The sequence below is a fragment of the Variovorax sp. GW531-E2 genome, from assembly GCF_059423125.1.
In genome coordinates, this window is the sequence record NZ_JBWKXQ010000032.1 from 1 (window position 1) to 16,448 (window position 16,448).

Sequence of the window (16,448 nt, forward strand, 5' to 3'; positions counted from 1 at the left end):
CCACCACCCCCTCCGCCGCCGCAACCTGACAACCCCAGCAGCAGGGCGCAGCCCGCTGTGAACATGAGCCGGCGAAGAATCCCTCTTGTCTGCATGTGACGTTCCTTGTTGTGATGACCGTGGTGGCGGAAGCCGGGGCGATCTTAGGGGCGATGGGGTGCGGCTGTCGCGGCCGTTTTCTGCATGAACACGCTCAACGGATCGTCCGGATAGTCGCCGAAGCGCTCGCGCCGCGCATACCCCGCGCGTGCATAGAAGGCCAGCGCCTCGGGCTGGCTCACGCCTGTCTCCAGCCGGAACATCGCGCATCCGCGCGCCGTCGCTTCGGCTTCGAGAAAGCCCAGCACCTTGGCCGCCACGCCTTGTCCGCGGTTCTGCGGGCGCACGTACATGCGCTTGAGTTCGCCATAGCCGGGGTTCATGACGACCGCGCCGCAGCCGATCGCCGTGCCGGCCGCGTCGCGCGCGACGGCGAACAGCACATGCGCCGCCGACAGCGCGTCGATGTCGATGCCGTAATGGCTCTCGGGTGGGTACAGCGGCTTCTGGTACGCGTCGAGGTCGTCGATGAGCTGGATGACGTCGGGCTGGTTCGGGTTTTCGATCGAGATCTGCATCGGTCGATCGTAGCGAGCCGAAGCACCGCAAAGCCCGACGCGCGACGGGGTTCTGCGCGGCGGCCAACAATGGCCGCGTCATTCATCTGGTTCGTCTGTTCGTTCGATTCAAGGAGTAGAACTTTGGAATACCGTCATCTGGGCAAATCAGGCCTCAAGGTCCCCGTGTTGAGCTTCGGCACCGGCACCTTCGGTGGCAAGGGCGAGTTTTTCAGCGCGTGGGGCAGCACCGACGTGGCCGAGGCGCGCACGCTCATCGACATCTGCATGGACGCTGGCGTGAACATGTTCGACAGCGCCGACATCTACTCGGGCGGCGCCGCCGAATCGGTGCTCGGCGAAGCGATCAAGGGCCGGCCGCGCGACCGGCTGCTGATCTCGACCAAGGCCACCTTCCGCAGCGGCGAGGGGCCGAACGACGTGGGCTCGTCGCGCCATCACCTCGTGCAGGCGGTCGATGCGTCGCTGAAGCGGCTGGGCACCGACTACATCGACCTGTTCCAGCTGCACGGTTTCGACGCCAGCACGCCGGTGGAAGAAACGCTGTCCACGCTCGACGACCTCGTGCGCGCGGGCAAGCTGCGCTATGTGGGCGCGTCGAACTTCTCGGGCTGGCACCTCATGAAGTCGCTGGCGGTGTCGGAGCAGCGCGGCTATGCGCGCTACGTGGCGCACCAGGCGTACTACTCGCTGGTGGGCCGCGAGTACGAGTGGGAGCTGATGCCGCTGGCGCAAGACCAGGGCGTGGGCGCGGTGGTCTGGAGCCCGCTGGGCTGGGGCCGGCTCACGGGCAAGATCCGCCGCGGCCAGCCGTTGCCGGCCAACAGCCGCCTGCACGTGACGGCCGACATGGGCCCGCCCGTGCCCGACGAGCTGCTGTATCGCGTGGTCGAGGCATTGGAAAAAGTCGGCGCCGAGGTCGGCAAGACGGTGCCGCAGGTTGCCCTCAACTGGCTGCTGCAACGCCCGACAGTGTCCAGCGTGGTGGTCGGCGCGCGCGACGAGGCGCAGCTGCGCCAGAACCTCGGCGCGGTGGGCTGGAACCTCACGCCGGCGCAGGTGGCCGAGCTCGACGCGGCCAGCGCGACCACACGCACCTACCCGTACTGGCACCAGCAGGGCTTCAAGGAGCGCAACCCGAACCCCGTCTGACCGGGTTCAGTCGGGTGTCAGCCCCAGCACCCACTGCTTGAACTGCTCCAGCGCCCCGGAGGCCGGCCGGCCTTCGGGGTACGCGAAGTAGTAGCCCTGGTGCACGTCCAGGTGCCGGTCCACCGGGATCACGAGTTCGCCGGTGCGCAGCTCCTGCTCGACCAGGATGCGCGGCGCCAGCCCCACGCCCATGCCCGCCGCCGCGGCGGCCACCACCATGGTGAACAGCTCGTAGCGCGGCCCGCGCGAGGCATGCACCGTGTACTCCCATTCCTGCTGCGCGTACCAGTCGCGCCAGGCGTGGGCGCGCGTGCTCAGGTGCACGTGGCGGCAGCGTTCGAAGCCGGCCTCGTCCCACCGGGCGTGCGCGTCGCGGAACGCGGGGCTGCAGATGGGCACCATCTCGCCTTCGGAAAAGATCAGCCCGCCGCGCGTGTTCGGCCAGAACTGGTCGCCGAAGTAGATCGCCGCGTCGTACGCGTTTTCCTGGAACGAGAAGGGCTGCGAGCGCGCCGACAGGTTCACCGTGATGTTCGGGTGCAGCCGGCTGAAGTCGGGCAACCGCGGAATGAGCCATTGCGTGGCGAAGGTCGGCACCACGGCCAGTTCGAGCACGAAGCCCATCTCGTGGCCGGCGCTGATCTCCAGCGTGTCGCGGCGGATCTGGTCGAGGTGGCGGCGGATGCGTGCGGCGTACTCGCGGCCCACGTCGGTGAGCGTGAGCCGCTTGCGCACGCGCGAGAACAGCGGCACGCCCAGGCGCTGCTCCAGCATCGCCACCTGGCGCCCGACCGCGCTTTGCGTGAGCGCCAGCTCGGTCGCCGCGCGGGTGAAGCTCCCCAGGCGCGCCGAGGCCTCGAAGGCCTGCAGCGCGCCGAGGTTGGGAATGTCTTTTCTCATCGCGCTATTCTGGCGGGAGCTTGCGCGGCCCGGGCAACGGCCCGGGCCCGCACACCGAAGACACGGAAAGGCATCACATGCGGCGTGTGGCGATCATCGGCGGCGGGGCCATCGGCTCGGCCATCGCGTACTTCCTGGGCGCCGACCCGGCGGGCGAGGCCTTCGACATCACGGTGGTGGAGCGCGACTTCTCGTACCGGCAGGCCTCGTCGGCGCTGTCGGCCAGCTCGATCCGGCAGCAGTTTTCCACCGCCATCAACATCGAGATGTCGCTCTATGGCATCGAGTTTTTTCGCGCGCTGGGCGAAACGCTGCGCGTGGGCGACGACGTGCCGGACATTGGACTGGTCGAGCCGGGCTACCTGTACCTGGCCTCGCCGGCGGGTGTCGAGGTGCTGCGCGAAAACCACGCGATGCAGAAGGCGCATGCGGTGGACGTGGCGCTGCTGACGCCCGAGGAACTGAAGGCGCGCTTCCCGTGGATCTCGATCGAGGGCATCGAACTCGCATCCCTCGGCCTTTCGGGCGAGGGCTGGTACGACGGCTACAGCCTGCTGCAGGCTTTTCGCAAGAAGGCGGTGTCGCAAGGCGTGCACTATGTGCAGGCGCAGGCGACGGGTCTGCAGCGCGAGGGCCGCCGCATCACCGGCGTGCAGATCGATGGCGGCGACACGCTGCAGGCGGACATCGTCGTCAACGCGGCGGGCGCGTGGGCGGCGCCGGTCGCGCAGTGGGCCGGCATCGCGCTGCCCGTGCACGGGCGACGGCGCAGCGTGTTCAGCTTTTCATGCCCGAGCACCTTGCCCGGTTGCCCGCTGGTCATCGACACCTCCGGCATCTGGCTGCGGCCCGAAGGCCGCCAGTTCATCTGCGGCTTTGCGCCGCCCGAAGACCGGGACCCCGACGACGCGCCGCTCGAAGTCGACCACGAGGCCTTCGAGAATTTCATCTGGCCGGTGCTGGCCGAACGCATCCCGGCCTTCGAAGCCGTCCGCATGACGGGCGCCTGGGCCGGCTACTACGAGATGAACGTGTTCGACCACAACGCGATCCTCGGCCAGCATCCCGACTGCGACAACCTCTACTTCGCGAACGGCTTCTCGGGCCACGGGCTGCAGCAGTGCCCGGCGGCGGGGCGCGGCATCGCGGAGCTGATCCGCTTCGGCGGCTACCGCAGCCTCGACCTGTCGCCGCTGTCGTTCGCACGCATCCTCGAGAACCGGCCGCTGCTTGAGAAGAACGTGATCTAGTCGGCGACCTGCCCAAGGTCTGTGGCGGACTCACGCGTCACGTCACCTCGACGCTGATCATCGCCGGCCCGGGTCGTTGAGAGGAGGGCGACGAAAAGCAGATGGCGCAAGCACATCACGTCAGCGCGAACTCGGAGCCATTCGAGGCCACCATGACGCTGGGCGTGGTGTCGGAAATCTCGATGGGCACACCCATGTGGTTTGTCGGGTCGATGCGCGTCGTGACCATTTGACGCAGCTGCACCCAGTCTCGCAAGTACTGCCTGTGCAGCACGGTGCTCAAGATGAACTTTTCCGGGTAGGCCCGCGCTGTACTGAGGTGGTCCGAGAACATCTCAGTCATCTTCATGTAGAGGAACATCGGCTTGTCGGTCATTGCAAATCTCCTTCAGGCCGATGTGCTGTAGATCGGCTCGCCGGTTTTCGGTTTGGTGACCGTCCAGCGCTTGTGGGGATCAGCGTAAACGGCTGCGGATCGAGCCGCTCAGGCCGGCGGGTGTCAGCTTCCTGTCCATGCACTTTTCGACGATCGCCGACTGCACTGTCTCGTGGATGCAGGCCAGATTCGATGACGTCTTGTAGCAGGGCCGCCCATCGGCGCATGCCTTGTCGAAACCTGAGAGCGCCTGCTGCATGCTGTCGACGGGACTCTTCGTGTACTGCATCATGTTGGTGACGGCGGTGAAGGAGCCAAAACCTCCACCCGTTGTATCCATGACGTAGTAGCTCTTGCCATTCCAAGAGTTGCTGCCGCTCAGTGCCAGTGCGATGGACGGGCCATAAGCCCCCGGTCGTTCCTTCGCCGAATAGTCGCAGCCCAGGCCGCGAGGGTCTTCCTGCCGGCAACCGGAAAAAGCCCCCTCGATGGCCGCAGCCGGAGTCTTGGCGCAAGCGGCGCCCCAGACGTGGCCGTCGTTGGTGACCACGGCGCCCCAGGCCGGGCCGATGCATTCACGGCCTGCCACAAGCTGGAAGGTAGCGGGGGCCTGCAACTTGACGTTTGCCCACGCGGTTTGCACACGAGCCACGGCTTCTTGTCCGCTGAGGGCTGAAACCATGAGGGGAGCCGACCGCTCGCCCGAGTCGCTTCGAACGACGAAATAAATATTGCCGGGCTCCATGTCCGAAGGCCAGATGGGGCGCAGGCCTGTGCCGGTACTTGCCGCTGGGTTCGCGGTCTTGCGGCTGCTTCCGCCGCTATCAGGAGGCGTGGAATTTGCGCCCGATGCGCCAGCCACTTGGCGAGCCGCCGTGGATGGCAGTGGTGCCCCTGCTTGCGAGATGCCTGCGAGCGTCGGGAGTCGATCGGCTAGGCTCTGGTTCTGCGTGATCACCTTTTCGATCACGTCGAGCGACAGTGCCGGTCCCATGGACTTGATCGCCTGAAGTTCCGCCAGCAACTCGGCTGTGGTGAGCTTGTTGGTGAAGTCCATTGCCCCATTGGGACGCTGTTTCGCCCATTGCTCAGGCGGTGTACGAGCGCGATAGGTATGGGTTTTCGTCGTGCCCATGAACCTGTAGGCGCCTTTGCTGGTGTTGGTGACGATGAGATAGCTCATCGCGTGCGCCACCTCGTTGGATCCCACGTCTGTGGGGGAGATGGCGATGAACGACGCCAGTTTGCGGCCGTTCGTCACCTGCGGGACCAGAAGCTTTCTACCCCGTTTTCCCCAGTGTTCGGCGTCATAGATCACGACGGTCTGGGTTACGTCGTCGATAGAGCACTCGCCCGACCGCTTCGAGGACTCTGAATTCTCGACGAGGTCCACCGTGCAGTTGACGGCATGCACAGGGGCCACACAGCCGAGCATCGCTGCGAAAAGAAGGGCGCGTACTGATCGCATGGTGCATTCGCTATTCATGGTGTTTCCTCAACATGCAGCATTCGAATCTAGTCGCTCGATTTGTGAACCAGATACCGTATTTGTGGGAGTCCACCGAAACCGGTGGCTCGTTTCGCCTGCGGGGCGGCATGTGGCTCGGCACCTCTGGGCGTTCGAGGTCAAAGACCGCACTGGCTAGCTTCGCTGCGCCTGCAGCAAGTGCTGCTCCCCCGGCTTGATGTCTCCCACCGGCGACAACAGCGCCGGGTCGAAGGCGGCAAGCGCGCGGCCTTCCTTCAACCGCTTCGGCCAGTCGGGGTTCGACAGCGCGCCGCGTCCCAGCGCCACGAAGTCGGCGCCGTCCGCGAGCGCTGCTTCGGCGCGCCCCGGGTCGTGCAGGCTGCCGTTGGCGACGATCGCAAGCCCGGGCGCGTGGCGGCGCGCGAGCTGCAGCAGGCTCGGCCCCGCATCGCCGAAGGCCGGGCGCCAGGCCTCGAACTCGGTGACGTGCAGGTAGTCGATGCCGCTGTGCGCCAGCGCCCCGAACACCGTCGCCGCGCCGGCTTCGGCTTCCGGCCACTTGTGGCCGAAGTCGTTGACCTTGCCTTGCGAGATGCGTACGCCGACCGGCGCCGATGCGCCCAGCATCTGCCGCACGGCACGCACCACCTCGGCCGTCAGCTGCACGCGCTGCGCGAGGGCGCCGCCCCAGCGGTCGGTGCGCGTGTTGGTGTGGCCGCTCAGGAACTGGTCGAGCAGGTAGCCGTTCGCGCCGTGGATCTCCACGCCGTCGAAGCCCGCCACTTCCATGGCCAGCAGCGCGGCCCGGGCGAAGCCGCGAAGGGCTTCGGCAATGTCGGCGTCGGTCATCGCACGCGGTACCGGGTACTCGCCTTCGCCGCGGTAGGCCGTCATCTGCGTGCCCAGCGGGCGAACGGCCGACGGCCCCGCCGTGTGGTCGCGAAAGCGGTTGAACTGCGACAGCGCGCCCGCATGCATGAGCTGCGCGATGGCGCGCCCGCCCGCGTCCTGGATCGCCTTCACGACCGGGCGCCATGCGCGGGCCTGTTCGCCATCGCTCAGGCCGGGCTGGCGGGCATAGCCTTGCGCGTACGCCGTGTCGGTGTAGATGCCTTCGGTGATGACGAGCCCGAAGCCGCCCCGTGCAAAGCGCTCGTAGTAGCGGGCCATGGTGCCGTTGGCGTGGCCTTCGGGCGAGGCGCTGACGCGCGTCATCGGCGCCACGGCGAGCCGGTTGGGCAGCTGCAGGCCGTGCAGCGTCGCCGGCGCGAGCAGCGGCGTGCTCATCGCGCGTCTCCGGGCGCGACGGCGATGGCCTCGATCTCGATCATCGCGTCGGGCGAGTACAGGCCCGAGACCTCGACGATGGTGTCGGCCGGGTAGGGCGCCGAGAACCACTGGCGGCGCAACTCGACGATCTTCGGAAAGTTCGTCATGGAGGTCAGGAAGATCGTCACCTTGACCACGCTGCCCAGGGTTGTGCCGGCGGCCCGCAGCACGCGGTCCAGGTTCTTGAAGGCTTGCTCGGCCTGGCGGTCGAAGTCGCCCTTGCCGACGATCTCGCCGTCGTCGCCGATCGCGGCCTGGCCGGACACGAACACGAGGTTGCCGAGCTGGATGGCCTGCGACAGCAGGAAGGGCGCGTAGGGGTCGGGTTGCGTGTGGATCTGCTTGGGTTGGAGTTGCATGACAGGTGCCTTTGATGGTGAATTTCAGATCAGCCGTGGAAGTTATTTCTTCCTGCGACCCCTAAAATTTAGGGGCGAAGAGGGCGCCCGACAAAGGCTGATTTTTCAGCCGATGGATGAGTTGAGCTAATCTGTCTGCATGCGAAGACTTCCTCCCCTGGGCGCATTGCGTGTGTTCGAGGCCGCGGCCCGCCGGCTGAGCTTCAAGGCCGCCGCCGACGAACTGCACGTCACGCCCACCGCCGTCAGCCACCAGATCAAGCAGCTCGAGGAAACGCTCGAGGTGCGCCTGTTCGAACGCGGCACGCGGCAGGTGCACCTGACGGCCGCCGGCCACCAGCTGTTTCCCGCGCTGCGCGACGGCTTCGACAGCTTCGAGCGCGCCGTCGACGGCGTGCGCCGGTTGAAGGGCACGCGCATTGCCACGCTGTCGTCCACGGTCGGGTTCATGGCCCGGCGGCTGGCGCCGCGCGCGGGCACCTTCCGCGACCTGCACCCCGAATGGACGCTGCGGCTGGACGCCACCAACCAGATCGTCGACCTCGACACCGAGGCCGACGCGGCCATTCGCTACGGCAACGGCCGCTACGCCGACCTGGTCGTCGAGCCGCTGTTCCAGGACCACTACGCGCCGGTCTGCAGCCCCGCGCTGGCGGTCGCGGCGCGGCAAGACCTGACGGCCGTCTCGCTGATCCATTTCGAATGGGGGCGTGCGGGGCGCGACGAAACGCTGGCGCCCGTGTGGCGCACCTGGCTCGCGCGCGCGGGCCGCACCGACGTCGATGCGCAGGCCGGCCTGTCGTTCACCGAAGAGATCCACGCAGTGCAGGCCACGGTCGCGGGGCAGGGAGTCGGCCTGCTGAGCCTGGCGCTCGTGGCCGACGAGCTGGCGTCGGGCCTCTTGGTGCAGCCCTTCGAGTTGTCGGTGGAGAGCTACCGCTACGACCTGGTCTACAGCCCGCGCGCCGCCACCCGGCCCGCCACGGCCGTGCTGCGCGACTGGGTTCACCGCGAGTTCGGCGGCGGCGAAAAGAAGGCATAGTGGCATGCATGAATGCCCAGACCCTGTACGCGCAAAAGCGCGTTTCCGCCGCCGATGCCGTGCGCCAGGTGCGCAACGGCGACATGATCATCGTGCCCACGGGCGTCGGCGAGCCGCCCTCGCTGCTCACGGCGCTGTCCGAGCAGCGCCGCGACTTCCGCGACGTGAAGGTGGCGCAGATCCTGGCGATGCGCAAGTACGCCTACATCGACCCCGAGACGGTCGATCACGTGCGCCACGTCGCGCTGTTCTTCGGCGGCGCCACGCGCGCCGGCGGGCAGGCGGGCTGGATCGACTTCATTCCGAACTACTTCTCCGAGATCCCGGCGCAGATCGAGCGCGGGCAGATCGCGGCCGACGTGGTGTTCAGCATGGCTTCGCCGATGGACGCGCACGGCTACTTCGCGCTGAGCCTGGGCCCCGACTACACGATGGCCGCCGTGGCGAAGGCCCGCGCGGTCGTGCTCGAGGTGAACCCCAACGTGCCCTACGCACATGGCAACTGCCACGTGCACATCTCGCAGGTGGCGGCATTGGTGGAAAGCAGCGAGCCCGTGATGGAAGTCGGCTTGCCCAAGATCGGCCCGGTGCAGGAAGCCATCGGCAAGCACGTGGCCGACCTGATCGACGACGGCGCCACCTTGCAGATCGGCTACGGCGGCATTCCCGATGCGGTGGTGATGCAGCTCACGGGCAAGCGCGACCTGGGCATCCACACCGAGATGATCGGCGACGGCATCCTCACGCTGGTGGAAAGCGGCGCGGTCACCAACCGCCGCAAGAACTACCTGCCGGGCAAGTCGGTCGCGACCTTCGCGCTGGGCTCCAGCAAGCTGTACCGCTTCATGGACCGCAACCCGGGGCTGGAGATGCACCCGGTGAACTTCACCAACGATCCGGCGCTGGCGGGGCTGAACGACAACCTCATCGCCATCAACGCCACCATGCAGATCGACCTGCTGGGCCAGTGCGGTTCCGAGAGCCTGGGCCACGCGCCGTACTCGGGCACGGGCGGGCAGTCGGACTTCGTGCGCGCGGCCAACCGCTCGCGCGGCGGCAAGGCGTTCATCGTGCTGCCTTCGACGGCCAAGGACGACACCATCTCGCGCATCGTGCCCTCGCTGTCGCCGGGCACGCACGTGAGCACGAGCAAGAACGACATCAACTACGTCGTCACCGAGCATGGCGTGGCGCAGCTGCGCGGCAAGTCGGCCAAGCAGCGCGCGCAGGAGCTGATCGCGATTGCGCACCCGAACTTCCGGGCGGAGCTGACGGAGCAGGCGAAGCAGGCCAAACTGCTGTGAGTTTTGCAGGGCGCAGGGCGTGACTTAGGGCACTCCTGCGCGGCCCGGGCGACGGCTACATTCGCTGCGATGAGCACCTCCTTGCGACATCTTTTCCTGCTGGGCGCGGCCTGCGTGCTGTCCGGCCAGGCGTTCGCTTGCAGCGGACCGGGCCAGCCGGGATGCCCGCCACCGAACGCGCCGGGCTGGCCCCACAACAGCCGGCCGCCACCCCGGGACACCGTGCCTGTGATGCCCGGCGGCACGGGCCGCTACAGCGACCCCGACGAGTACCTGGCGCCGCCGCCGCCCGACCCCACCTTCTCGTACAAGTGGGGCGCGTACGTCATCGACAAGTCGAAGGGCGCCTTCGGCGGGGTCGACAACCGGGCGACCCAGGCTGACGCAGAGAACAACGCCATCGCCCAGTGCGTAGGCAACGGCGGCACCGCCACCGGCTGCCGAAGCATGACGCTGACCTGGCAGGAAGGCTGCGGCGTGGTCGTGATGGGCCGCAACGTGCTGTCGATGAAAGCCAACAAGCTGCAAAGCGCGGCGCAGGCGGAAGCGATGGCGGAGTGCTCCGCGCATGCGAAGGACTGCAAGGTCGTTACCGCGCGCTGCAACGCGCTGGTCGTCAATCGCTGATCAGCTGGCCTTGGTCGCGCGCACCAGCGATGGCGTGGCCTTGTAGCTCTCGGGGAACAGCTTCTTCAGGTCGTCGATCTTCGGCAGATCGTGGATCGCGATGTAGGGCTGGTTCGGGTGCAGCGTGAGGTAGTCCTGGTGGTAGTCCTCTGCCGCATAGAAGGGCTTGGACACCTCGACCGTGGTCGCCAGCGGCTTGTTGCCGAAGGTCTTGGCCTGGTTCAACTGGGCGATGTAGGCGGTGGCGATGCAGGCCTGTTCGGCGTTTTCGGCGAACACGGTGGAGCGGTACTGCGGGCCGGTGTCGGGGCCCTGGCGGTTGAGTTGGGTCGGGTCGTGCGCCACCGAGAAGTAGATCTGCAGCAGCTTGCCGTAGCTGACCTTGCGCGGGTCGTAGCTGATGCGCACGGCTTCGGCATGGCCGGTGCGGCCCGAGCCGACCTCGTTGTAGCGTGCGGTGCGGGCCTCGCCGCCCGCGTAGCCAGAGAGCGCATTGCTCACGCCTTCGACGCGCTGGAACACGCCCTGCACGCCCCAGAAGCAGCCGCCTGCGAACACGGCGGTGGCGGTGGTGGCGCCTGCGGGTGCGGTGAGGTCGACCGTGGGCGCGGGCACGCGGCGCGCGGTCTCGGCGAAGGAGGGGGCCGCGTGCCAGGCGAAGGCGGCGGCGGCGAGCGCGCCGGCGGCGATGGCGAAGGATTTCATGGCGGTCTTTCGTAGGGAGCGCAGGAAAGGGACAGTGATCCCGATCCCGCCGGCCGTCAATGGCGGCGGGGCCGGGCAGACGGCGGCTTACTTCTTCATCTCGTCCTTGCCCATCGCGTCCTTCTTCATTTCGTCTTTGCCCATGGCATCTTTCTTCATGCCATCTTTGGCCATGCCGTCCTTCTTCATGGCGTCCTTGCCCATGGCGTCTTTCTTCATCCCGTCCTTGGCCATGCTGTCCTTCTTCATGCCGTCCTTGGCCATGTCGTCCGCGGCCAAGGCCGAGGCGCCGGCGAAGGCCATGCAGGTGGCGAGGAGGGTGGCGGTGAGCTTGTTCATGTCGGTCTTCCTGAGTTGAGGTTGGGTCTTGTTGTCGAGATCGGCCTGGTTCCCTGTCGGAATTCGGCCTCGCGCTTTCTTCGGCAGTCGAGCGGCTGTGGCAGCCCCTCAGCTCCCTCCGAACCAGTTGTAGCCCTGGTCTTCCCAGTAGCCACCGGGATAGGTGTTGGTCACGTACATCGCCTGGATGTGCTTGGGGTTCTTGTAGCCAAGCTTGGTCGGCATGCGCAGCTTCATCGGGAAGCCGTACTTCGGCGGCAGCGGCTGGCCGTCGTAGCTCAGCGTCAGCAGGGTCTGCGGGTGCAGCGCGGTCGGCATGTCGATGCTGGTGTGGTAGTCGTCCGCGCACTGGAAGCCGACGTACTTCGCGCTCAGGTCCGCGCCGATGTGACGCAGGAAATCGGCAAAGCGCACGCCGCCCCATTTGCCGATGGCGCTCCAGCCTTCGACGCAGATGTGGCGCGTGATCTGGTCCTGCTGCGGCAGGGCGCGCAGCTCGGCGAGCGTCCAGCGGCGCTTGTCGGCGACCATGCCGCTCACTTCGAGGCGGTAGGTGGCTTCGTCGACCTCGCGGACCTCGTCCTCGCCGTAGTAGGCGTTGAACGGGAAGGGGCGCGTGATCTCGGCTTCGGTGTAGGTCGGCGCCAGCCGCGTCGGGCTGAAGAGCCAGCCCTGCACCTCGTCGTTGAAGCGCGAGACCTTCGAGAGCGCCGCTTCCACGTGGCTGTCGTCGCTGATGCTGCAGCCGGTGAGCATCGACAGGCCGCCCAGCGTCAGCGAACGGCGCAGGAACAGGCGGCGCGAGGGGGCGTCGAGTTGGCGCTCGATGAGGGCGCGGGCTTCGCGCACCACGGCGTCGCCGTCGACACCGACCAGGGGAGGGCGTTTGAAAAAGAGGCTCATGGGGTGTGGGGCGCGCGACCGCGCAGCATGGTGAGCAGGGTGCGGGGCACGAGCGCCACCATCACGAGGTGCACGGCAACGAAAGCCACCAGGGCGGCCATCGCCACGAAGTGGACGCGGCGCGCGGCTTCGTAGCCGCCCAGCAGCTCGCGCAGCAGCGGAAACTGCACCGACTTCCACAGCACCAGCCCCGACAGCACGATCGCGACCAGGTCGACGATCACGAACAGGTAGGCGAGCTTCTGCACATGGTTGTAGTGGCGCGGGTCCGCGTGCGAGAGCCTGCCGCCGAGCGCGGCCCGCGCATCGCGCCAGAGACCGGCCGGCGAGAGCGGGAAGAACTTGCGCGCGAAGCGCCCGCTGGCGAGGTTCAGCACCAGGTAGACCAGCCCGTTGAACACCAGCAGCCACATCGCCGCGAAGTGCCATTGCAGCGCGCCGCCGAGCCAGCCGCCCAGCGTGATCGAGGCCGGGAAGCGAAAGGCAAAGAAGGGCGCCGCGTTGTAGATGCGCCAGCCGCTGGTCACCAGCACCAGCACGGCCAGCGCGTTGAGCCAGTGCGTGACGCGCATCCACAGCGGGTGGATCGGTCGGTGGTCGGGGGCGGAGCGTGTCTGCATGGCCCGGATTGTTGGGCGCACCCCCTCGCCGATTCATCACGCAAAGTTCAAGGATTCGTGATAACTCCGGGGGGCGTCTCGCGGGACAATCGCGGTCATGGACACCGCCAAACGCGTGCTGATCGTCGAAGACGACGCCCACATTGCCGAGCTGCTGCGCATGCACCTGCGCGACGAGGGCTACGCGGTCGAGCACGCCGCCGACGGCAACGCCGGCCTGCGCGCGCTGGAGCGCGGCCAGTGGGACGCGCTGGTGCTCGACCTCATGCTGCCCGGCATCGACGGCCTCGAGATCTGCCGCCGCGCCCGCGCCATGGCGCGCTACACGCCCATCATCATCGTGAGCGCACGCTCGAGCGAAGTGCACCGCATCCTTGGGCTGGAGCTGGGCGCCGACGACTACCTGGCCAAGCCCTTCTCGGTGCTGGAGCTGGTGGCGCGCGTGAAGGCGCTGCTGCGGCGCACCGACGCGCTGGCGCGCAACGCGCGGCTGGAGTCGGGCAGCCTCACGCTGGGCAACCTCGACATCGAGCCGCTGGCGCGTGAGGTGCGCGTCGACGGCAAGCCCATCGAGCTCACGCCGCGCGAGTTCGACCTGCTGTATTTCTTTGCACGCCATCCCGGCAAGGTGTTCTCGCGGCTCGACCTGCTCAACCAGGTCTGGGGCTACCAGCACGACGGCTACGAGCACACGGTCAACACGCACATCAACCGGCTGCGCACCAAGGTCGAGGCCGACCCGGCCGCGCCGCGGCGCATCCTCACGGTGTGGGGGCGCGGTTACAAGCTCGCGGCGGACGACGCGGCGCCGAAGGGCGACCTTCCATGATGGCCTGGGCCACGCTGTCGCGGCGCCTGTCGATCGCCTTCGCGGTGCTGCTGCTGGCCTGCTGCGGCGCCTCGGCGTGGCTGCAGATGCGCGCCGGCGCGCAGCACGCGCAAGAGGTGACGCAGCGCCTGTCGCTGGGGCTCGCGGCCCACATCGCGCAGAACACCGAACTCATGAAGCCGGGCGGCCTCGACCCGGTGGCGGTGAAAGACCTGTTCGACAAGCTCATGACCGTCAACCCCAGTGTCGAGGTCTACGTGCTGGGGCCCGACGGCCACATCGAGGCCCAGGCCGCGCCGCCCGGCCACCTCAAGCGCGACAAGGTGGCGCTCGGCCCCATCCGCCGGCTGCTGGCCGGCGAGCGGCTGCCCATCGCGGGCGACGACCCGCGCAGCCCCGACGGCGCCAAGGTCTTCAGCGCCGCGCCGCTGCGCATGGGTGGGCGCGACGCCGGCTATGTGTACGTGGTGCTGCAAGGCGAGGACCACGACGCGCTGGCCGCCAACCTCTCGGCCGACACCGTGCTGCGCACCACGCTGTGGTCGATGGCCTTGGTGGCGCTGCTGGGGCTCATCGCCGGGCTGGTGGCGTTCCGCCTCATCACCCGGCCGCTGCGCGAGCTGACGGCGGCGGTGCGCCGCTTCGAGGCCGAGGGCATCGCGGCGCTGGAGCGCGAGGCGCCCATGCCCGCGCCGCCGCGCCACGCCGACGACGAGATCGCGCAGCTGCAGCAGGCCTTTGCGCAGATGACGCGCCGCATCGCCGAGCAGTGGCGCGAACTCAGCCTGCAGGACCGCCAGCGCCGTGAACTCTTCGCCAACATCTCGCACGACCTGCGCACGCCGCTCACTTCGCTGCACGGCTACCTCGAGACGCTGCTGCTCAAGGCCGGCACGCTCAGCGAGGAAGAGCGCCGCCGCTACCTGGAGATCGCGCTCGGCCAGAGCCGCAAGGTGGGCCGGCTCGCGCAGGAGGTGTTCGAGCTGGCGCGGCTCGAGTACGGCGTGGTCAAGCCCGAGAAAGAAAACTTCGCGCTCGCCGACCTCGTGCAGGACGTGTTCCAGAAGTTCGAGCTCGCGGCCGAGGCGCGGCGCCAGCAGCTCAAACCCGACATCGCGCCGAACCTGCCCGTGGTGTCGGCCGACCTCGGCATGATCGAGCGCGTGCTGACCAACCTGTTGGACAACGCCATCCGTCACACGCCGGCCGGCGGCGAGATCGAGGTGCGCTTGCGCCCGTCCGACGCCGGCGTGGCGGTGCAGGTGAGCGACACCGGCCCCGGCATTCCGGGCGAGCTGCAGAAGGGCCTGTTCACGCGGCCGGCCTTTGCCGACGGCGGTGCGCGCGGCGGTGGGCTGGGGCTGATGATCGTGCAGCGCATCCTGCAGCTGCACGGCAGCGACATCCGGCTCGTGCCGCAGCCGGGCAAGGGCGCGGTGTTCCTGTTCCGGCTTGGGGGCGCCACAGCGCGCTGAAGGCGTTGAAACCGGCGGTCGGCGGGTTTGCCAGCGGGCGGCGGGCGATGCTACAAGCGAAGCGGCATCACCCCCCAAGAACAGAAGGAGACCACCGACCATGCCCGCTTTCGAGACTGTCCTGATCGACAAGGACCCGCAGCACCCGCGCATCGCGCGCCTCGTGCTCAACCGCCCCGAGAAGCTCAATGCCATCGGCGACAGCACGCCGACCGACATCCGCCGCGCGGTCGAATGGGCCGAGGCCGATGACGAGGTGCATGTGATCGTGGTCGAGGGCGCGGGCCGCGCCTTCTGCGCCGGCTACGACCTGGGCGACTATGCCGAAGGCCACGGCCGCGAAGGCCAGGGCGACCATCCCTGCCGGCAGGAGAAAACGCCGTGGGACCCGATGCTCGACTACGCCGCCATGAAGCGCAACACCGAAGACTTCATGTCGCTGTGGCGCTGCCGCAAGCCGACCATCGCCAAGGTGCACGGCTACGCGGTGGCCGGCGGCAGCGACATCGCGCTGTGCTGCGACCTGCTCACCATGGCCGACGACGCACGCATCGGCTACATGCCCACGCGCGTGTGGGGCTGCCCGACCACCGCGATGTGGACCTACCGCCTCGGCGCCTTGCGCGCCAAGCAGCTCATGTTCACCGGCGATACCATCACCGGCACGCAGGCGGCCGACTGGGGCCTGGCCAACTTCGCGGTGCCCGCGGCGCAGCTCGACGAGGCCACGCTGGCGCTCGCGCAGCGCATCGCGGGCGTGCCCAGTTCGCACCTCATGATGCACAAGATGGTCGTCAACCAGGTCTGGCATTCGATGGGGCTGGAGCAGACGCAGATGTTCGCCACCGTGTTCGACGGCATCACGCGCCACAACCCCGAAGGCATGTGGTTCCGTCGCCAGGCGGAGGCCGAAGGCTTCAAGAGCGCGGTGCAGTGGCGCGACAGCGGCCGGCCGATTCCCGAAGGCGACGAGGCGAGGGCGCGCATCGCCGAGCTCGAAGCGAAGCTGGCTGCGCGCGGCTGAGCACACGGTCGCGTGGCGCCATGCTGGCGCCCATGTCACGCGACCGACATATCTCCCCTCGATGATCCGCCGCGCCTGCCGTTTGTCGCGTTGACGGCGGAAAGATGGCGCATCCATTTCGATGGATAC

At 67.9% G+C, this 16,448-nt stretch carries 18 protein-coding genes; 8 read left to right on the forward strand and 10 right to left on the reverse strand.

The genetic code is table 11. The features are described 5' to 3' along the window. Positions 1-143: 143 nt before the first annotated feature. Positions 144-617 carry a GNAT family N-acetyltransferase gene (locus AC07XP_RS18745; protein ID WP_495265530.1) on the reverse strand — a complete coding sequence of 158 codons (474 nt, stop codon included), beginning with the start codon at positions 615-617 and terminating at the stop codon, positions 144-146. Between the two features lie 123 nt (positions 618-740). On the opposite strand from AC07XP_RS18745, the gene AC07XP_RS18750 reads away from it, so the two are divergent. Further along, positions 741-1,769, forward strand: coding sequence for an aldo/keto reductase (locus AC07XP_RS18750; protein WP_070060858.1), 1,029 nt, complete (start codon positions 741-743; stop codon positions 1,767-1,769). A 6-nt stretch (positions 1,770-1,775) separates the two neighbouring features. Here AC07XP_RS18750 and AC07XP_RS18755 read toward each other — a convergent pair whose 3' ends face one another. Continuing rightward, positions 1,776-2,669, reverse strand: coding sequence for a LysR substrate-binding domain-containing protein (locus AC07XP_RS18755; RefSeq protein WP_062472543.1), 894 nt, complete (start codon positions 2,667-2,669; stop codon positions 1,776-1,778). A gap of 77 nt (positions 2,670-2,746) precedes the next feature. On the opposite strand from AC07XP_RS18755, the gene AC07XP_RS18760 reads away from it, so the two are divergent. Continuing rightward, positions 2,747-3,919: an NAD(P)/FAD-dependent oxidoreductase gene (locus tag AC07XP_RS18760; RefSeq protein ID WP_495265531.1), complete on the forward strand. Its 1,173-nt coding sequence runs from the start codon at positions 2,747-2,749 to the stop codon at positions 3,917-3,919. Between the two features lie 115 nt (positions 3,920-4,034). Here AC07XP_RS18760 and AC07XP_RS18765 read toward each other — a convergent pair whose 3' ends face one another. The 4 genes from AC07XP_RS18765 to AC07XP_RS18780 all read right to left on the reverse strand — a co-directional run bounded on the left by AC07XP_RS18765 (position 4,035) and on the right by AC07XP_RS18780 (position 7,451). Continuing rightward, positions 4,035-4,295, reverse strand: coding sequence for a hypothetical protein (locus AC07XP_RS18765; protein ID WP_495265532.1), 261 nt, complete (start codon positions 4,293-4,295; stop codon positions 4,035-4,037). Between the two features lie 79 nt (positions 4,296-4,374). Then, a complete protein-coding gene (locus tag AC07XP_RS18770) occupies positions 4,375-5,781 on the reverse strand; it encodes a hypothetical protein (RefSeq protein WP_495265533.1) in 1,407 nt (468 codons plus the stop codon). Between the two features lie 156 nt (positions 5,782-5,937). Then, positions 5,938-7,050: an oxidoreductase gene (locus AC07XP_RS18775; protein WP_495265534.1), complete on the reverse strand. Its 1,113-nt coding sequence runs from the start codon at positions 7,048-7,050 to the stop codon at positions 5,938-5,940. Further along, positions 7,047-7,451, reverse strand: a complete 405-nt coding sequence (locus AC07XP_RS18780) for a RidA family protein (protein ID WP_495265535.1) — start codon at positions 7,449-7,451, stop codon at positions 7,047-7,049. The genes AC07XP_RS18775 and AC07XP_RS18780 overlap by 4 nt, the downstream gene beginning before the upstream one ends. A 139-nt stretch (positions 7,452-7,590) precedes the next feature. Between AC07XP_RS18780 and AC07XP_RS18785 the strand changes: the two genes are divergently transcribed. From AC07XP_RS18785 to AC07XP_RS18795, 3 genes are all read left to right on the forward strand, one after another. Beyond that, complete coding sequence (locus AC07XP_RS18785) at positions 7,591-8,493, forward strand: LysR substrate-binding domain-containing protein (protein WP_495265536.1); 903 nt, start codon at positions 7,591-7,593, stop codon at positions 8,491-8,493. Between the two features lie 8 nt (positions 8,494-8,501). Next, positions 8,502-9,797 carry an acetyl-CoA hydrolase/transferase family protein gene (locus tag AC07XP_RS18790; RefSeq protein WP_495265537.1) on the forward strand — a complete coding sequence of 432 codons (1,296 nt, stop codon included), beginning with the start codon at positions 8,502-8,504 and terminating at the stop codon, positions 9,795-9,797. Between the two features lie 69 nt (positions 9,798-9,866). Beyond that, on the forward strand, positions 9,867-10,424 hold the full coding sequence (locus AC07XP_RS18795; RefSeq protein ID WP_492743542.1) for a DUF4189 domain-containing protein: 558 nt from the start codon (positions 9,867-9,869) through the stop codon (positions 10,422-10,424). On the opposite strand, the gene msrA is transcribed toward AC07XP_RS18795, so the two are convergent. The 4 genes from msrA to AC07XP_RS18815 all read right to left on the reverse strand — a co-directional run bounded on the left by msrA (position 10,425) and on the right by AC07XP_RS18815 (position 12,991). Beyond that, on the reverse strand, positions 10,425-11,129 hold the full coding sequence (msrA, locus tag AC07XP_RS18800) for a peptide-methionine (S)-S-oxide reductase MsrA (RefSeq protein WP_495265538.1): 705 nt from the start codon (positions 11,127-11,129) through the stop codon (positions 10,425-10,427). An 87-nt stretch (positions 11,130-11,216) separates the two neighbouring features. Beyond that, positions 11,217-11,468: a pentapeptide MXKDX repeat protein gene (locus tag AC07XP_RS18805; protein ID WP_159271664.1), complete on the reverse strand. Its 252-nt coding sequence runs from the start codon at positions 11,466-11,468 to the stop codon at positions 11,217-11,219. A gap of 108 nt (positions 11,469-11,576) precedes the next feature. Beyond that, on the reverse strand, positions 11,577-12,371 hold the full coding sequence (locus AC07XP_RS18810) for a molybdopterin-dependent oxidoreductase (RefSeq protein ID WP_495265539.1): 795 nt from the start codon (positions 12,369-12,371) through the stop codon (positions 11,577-11,579). Continuing rightward, a complete protein-coding gene (locus AC07XP_RS18815; protein ID WP_495265540.1) occupies positions 12,368-12,991 on the reverse strand; it encodes a cytochrome b/b6 domain-containing protein in 624 nt (207 codons plus the stop codon). The genes AC07XP_RS18810 and AC07XP_RS18815 overlap by 4 nt, the downstream gene beginning before the upstream one ends. A 97-nt stretch (positions 12,992-13,088) precedes the next feature. Between AC07XP_RS18815 and AC07XP_RS18820 the strand changes: the two genes are divergently transcribed. From AC07XP_RS18820 to AC07XP_RS18830, 3 genes are all read left to right on the forward strand, one after another. Continuing rightward, on the forward strand, positions 13,089-13,820 hold the full coding sequence (locus AC07XP_RS18820) for a response regulator transcription factor (protein WP_062472563.1): 732 nt from the start codon (positions 13,089-13,091) through the stop codon (positions 13,818-13,820). After that, positions 13,820-15,295 carry a sensor histidine kinase gene (locus tag AC07XP_RS18825; RefSeq protein ID WP_062472575.1) on the forward strand — a complete coding sequence of 492 codons (1,476 nt, stop codon included), beginning with the start codon at positions 13,820-13,822 and terminating at the stop codon, positions 15,293-15,295. The genes AC07XP_RS18820 and AC07XP_RS18825 overlap by 1 nt, the downstream gene beginning before the upstream one ends. A gap of 100 nt (positions 15,296-15,395) precedes the next feature. After that, positions 15,396-16,319 carry a crotonase/enoyl-CoA hydratase family protein gene (locus AC07XP_RS18830; RefSeq protein WP_095948677.1) on the forward strand — a complete coding sequence of 308 codons (924 nt, stop codon included), beginning with the start codon at positions 15,396-15,398 and terminating at the stop codon, positions 16,317-16,319. Positions 16,320-16,448: the final 129 nt, after the last annotated feature.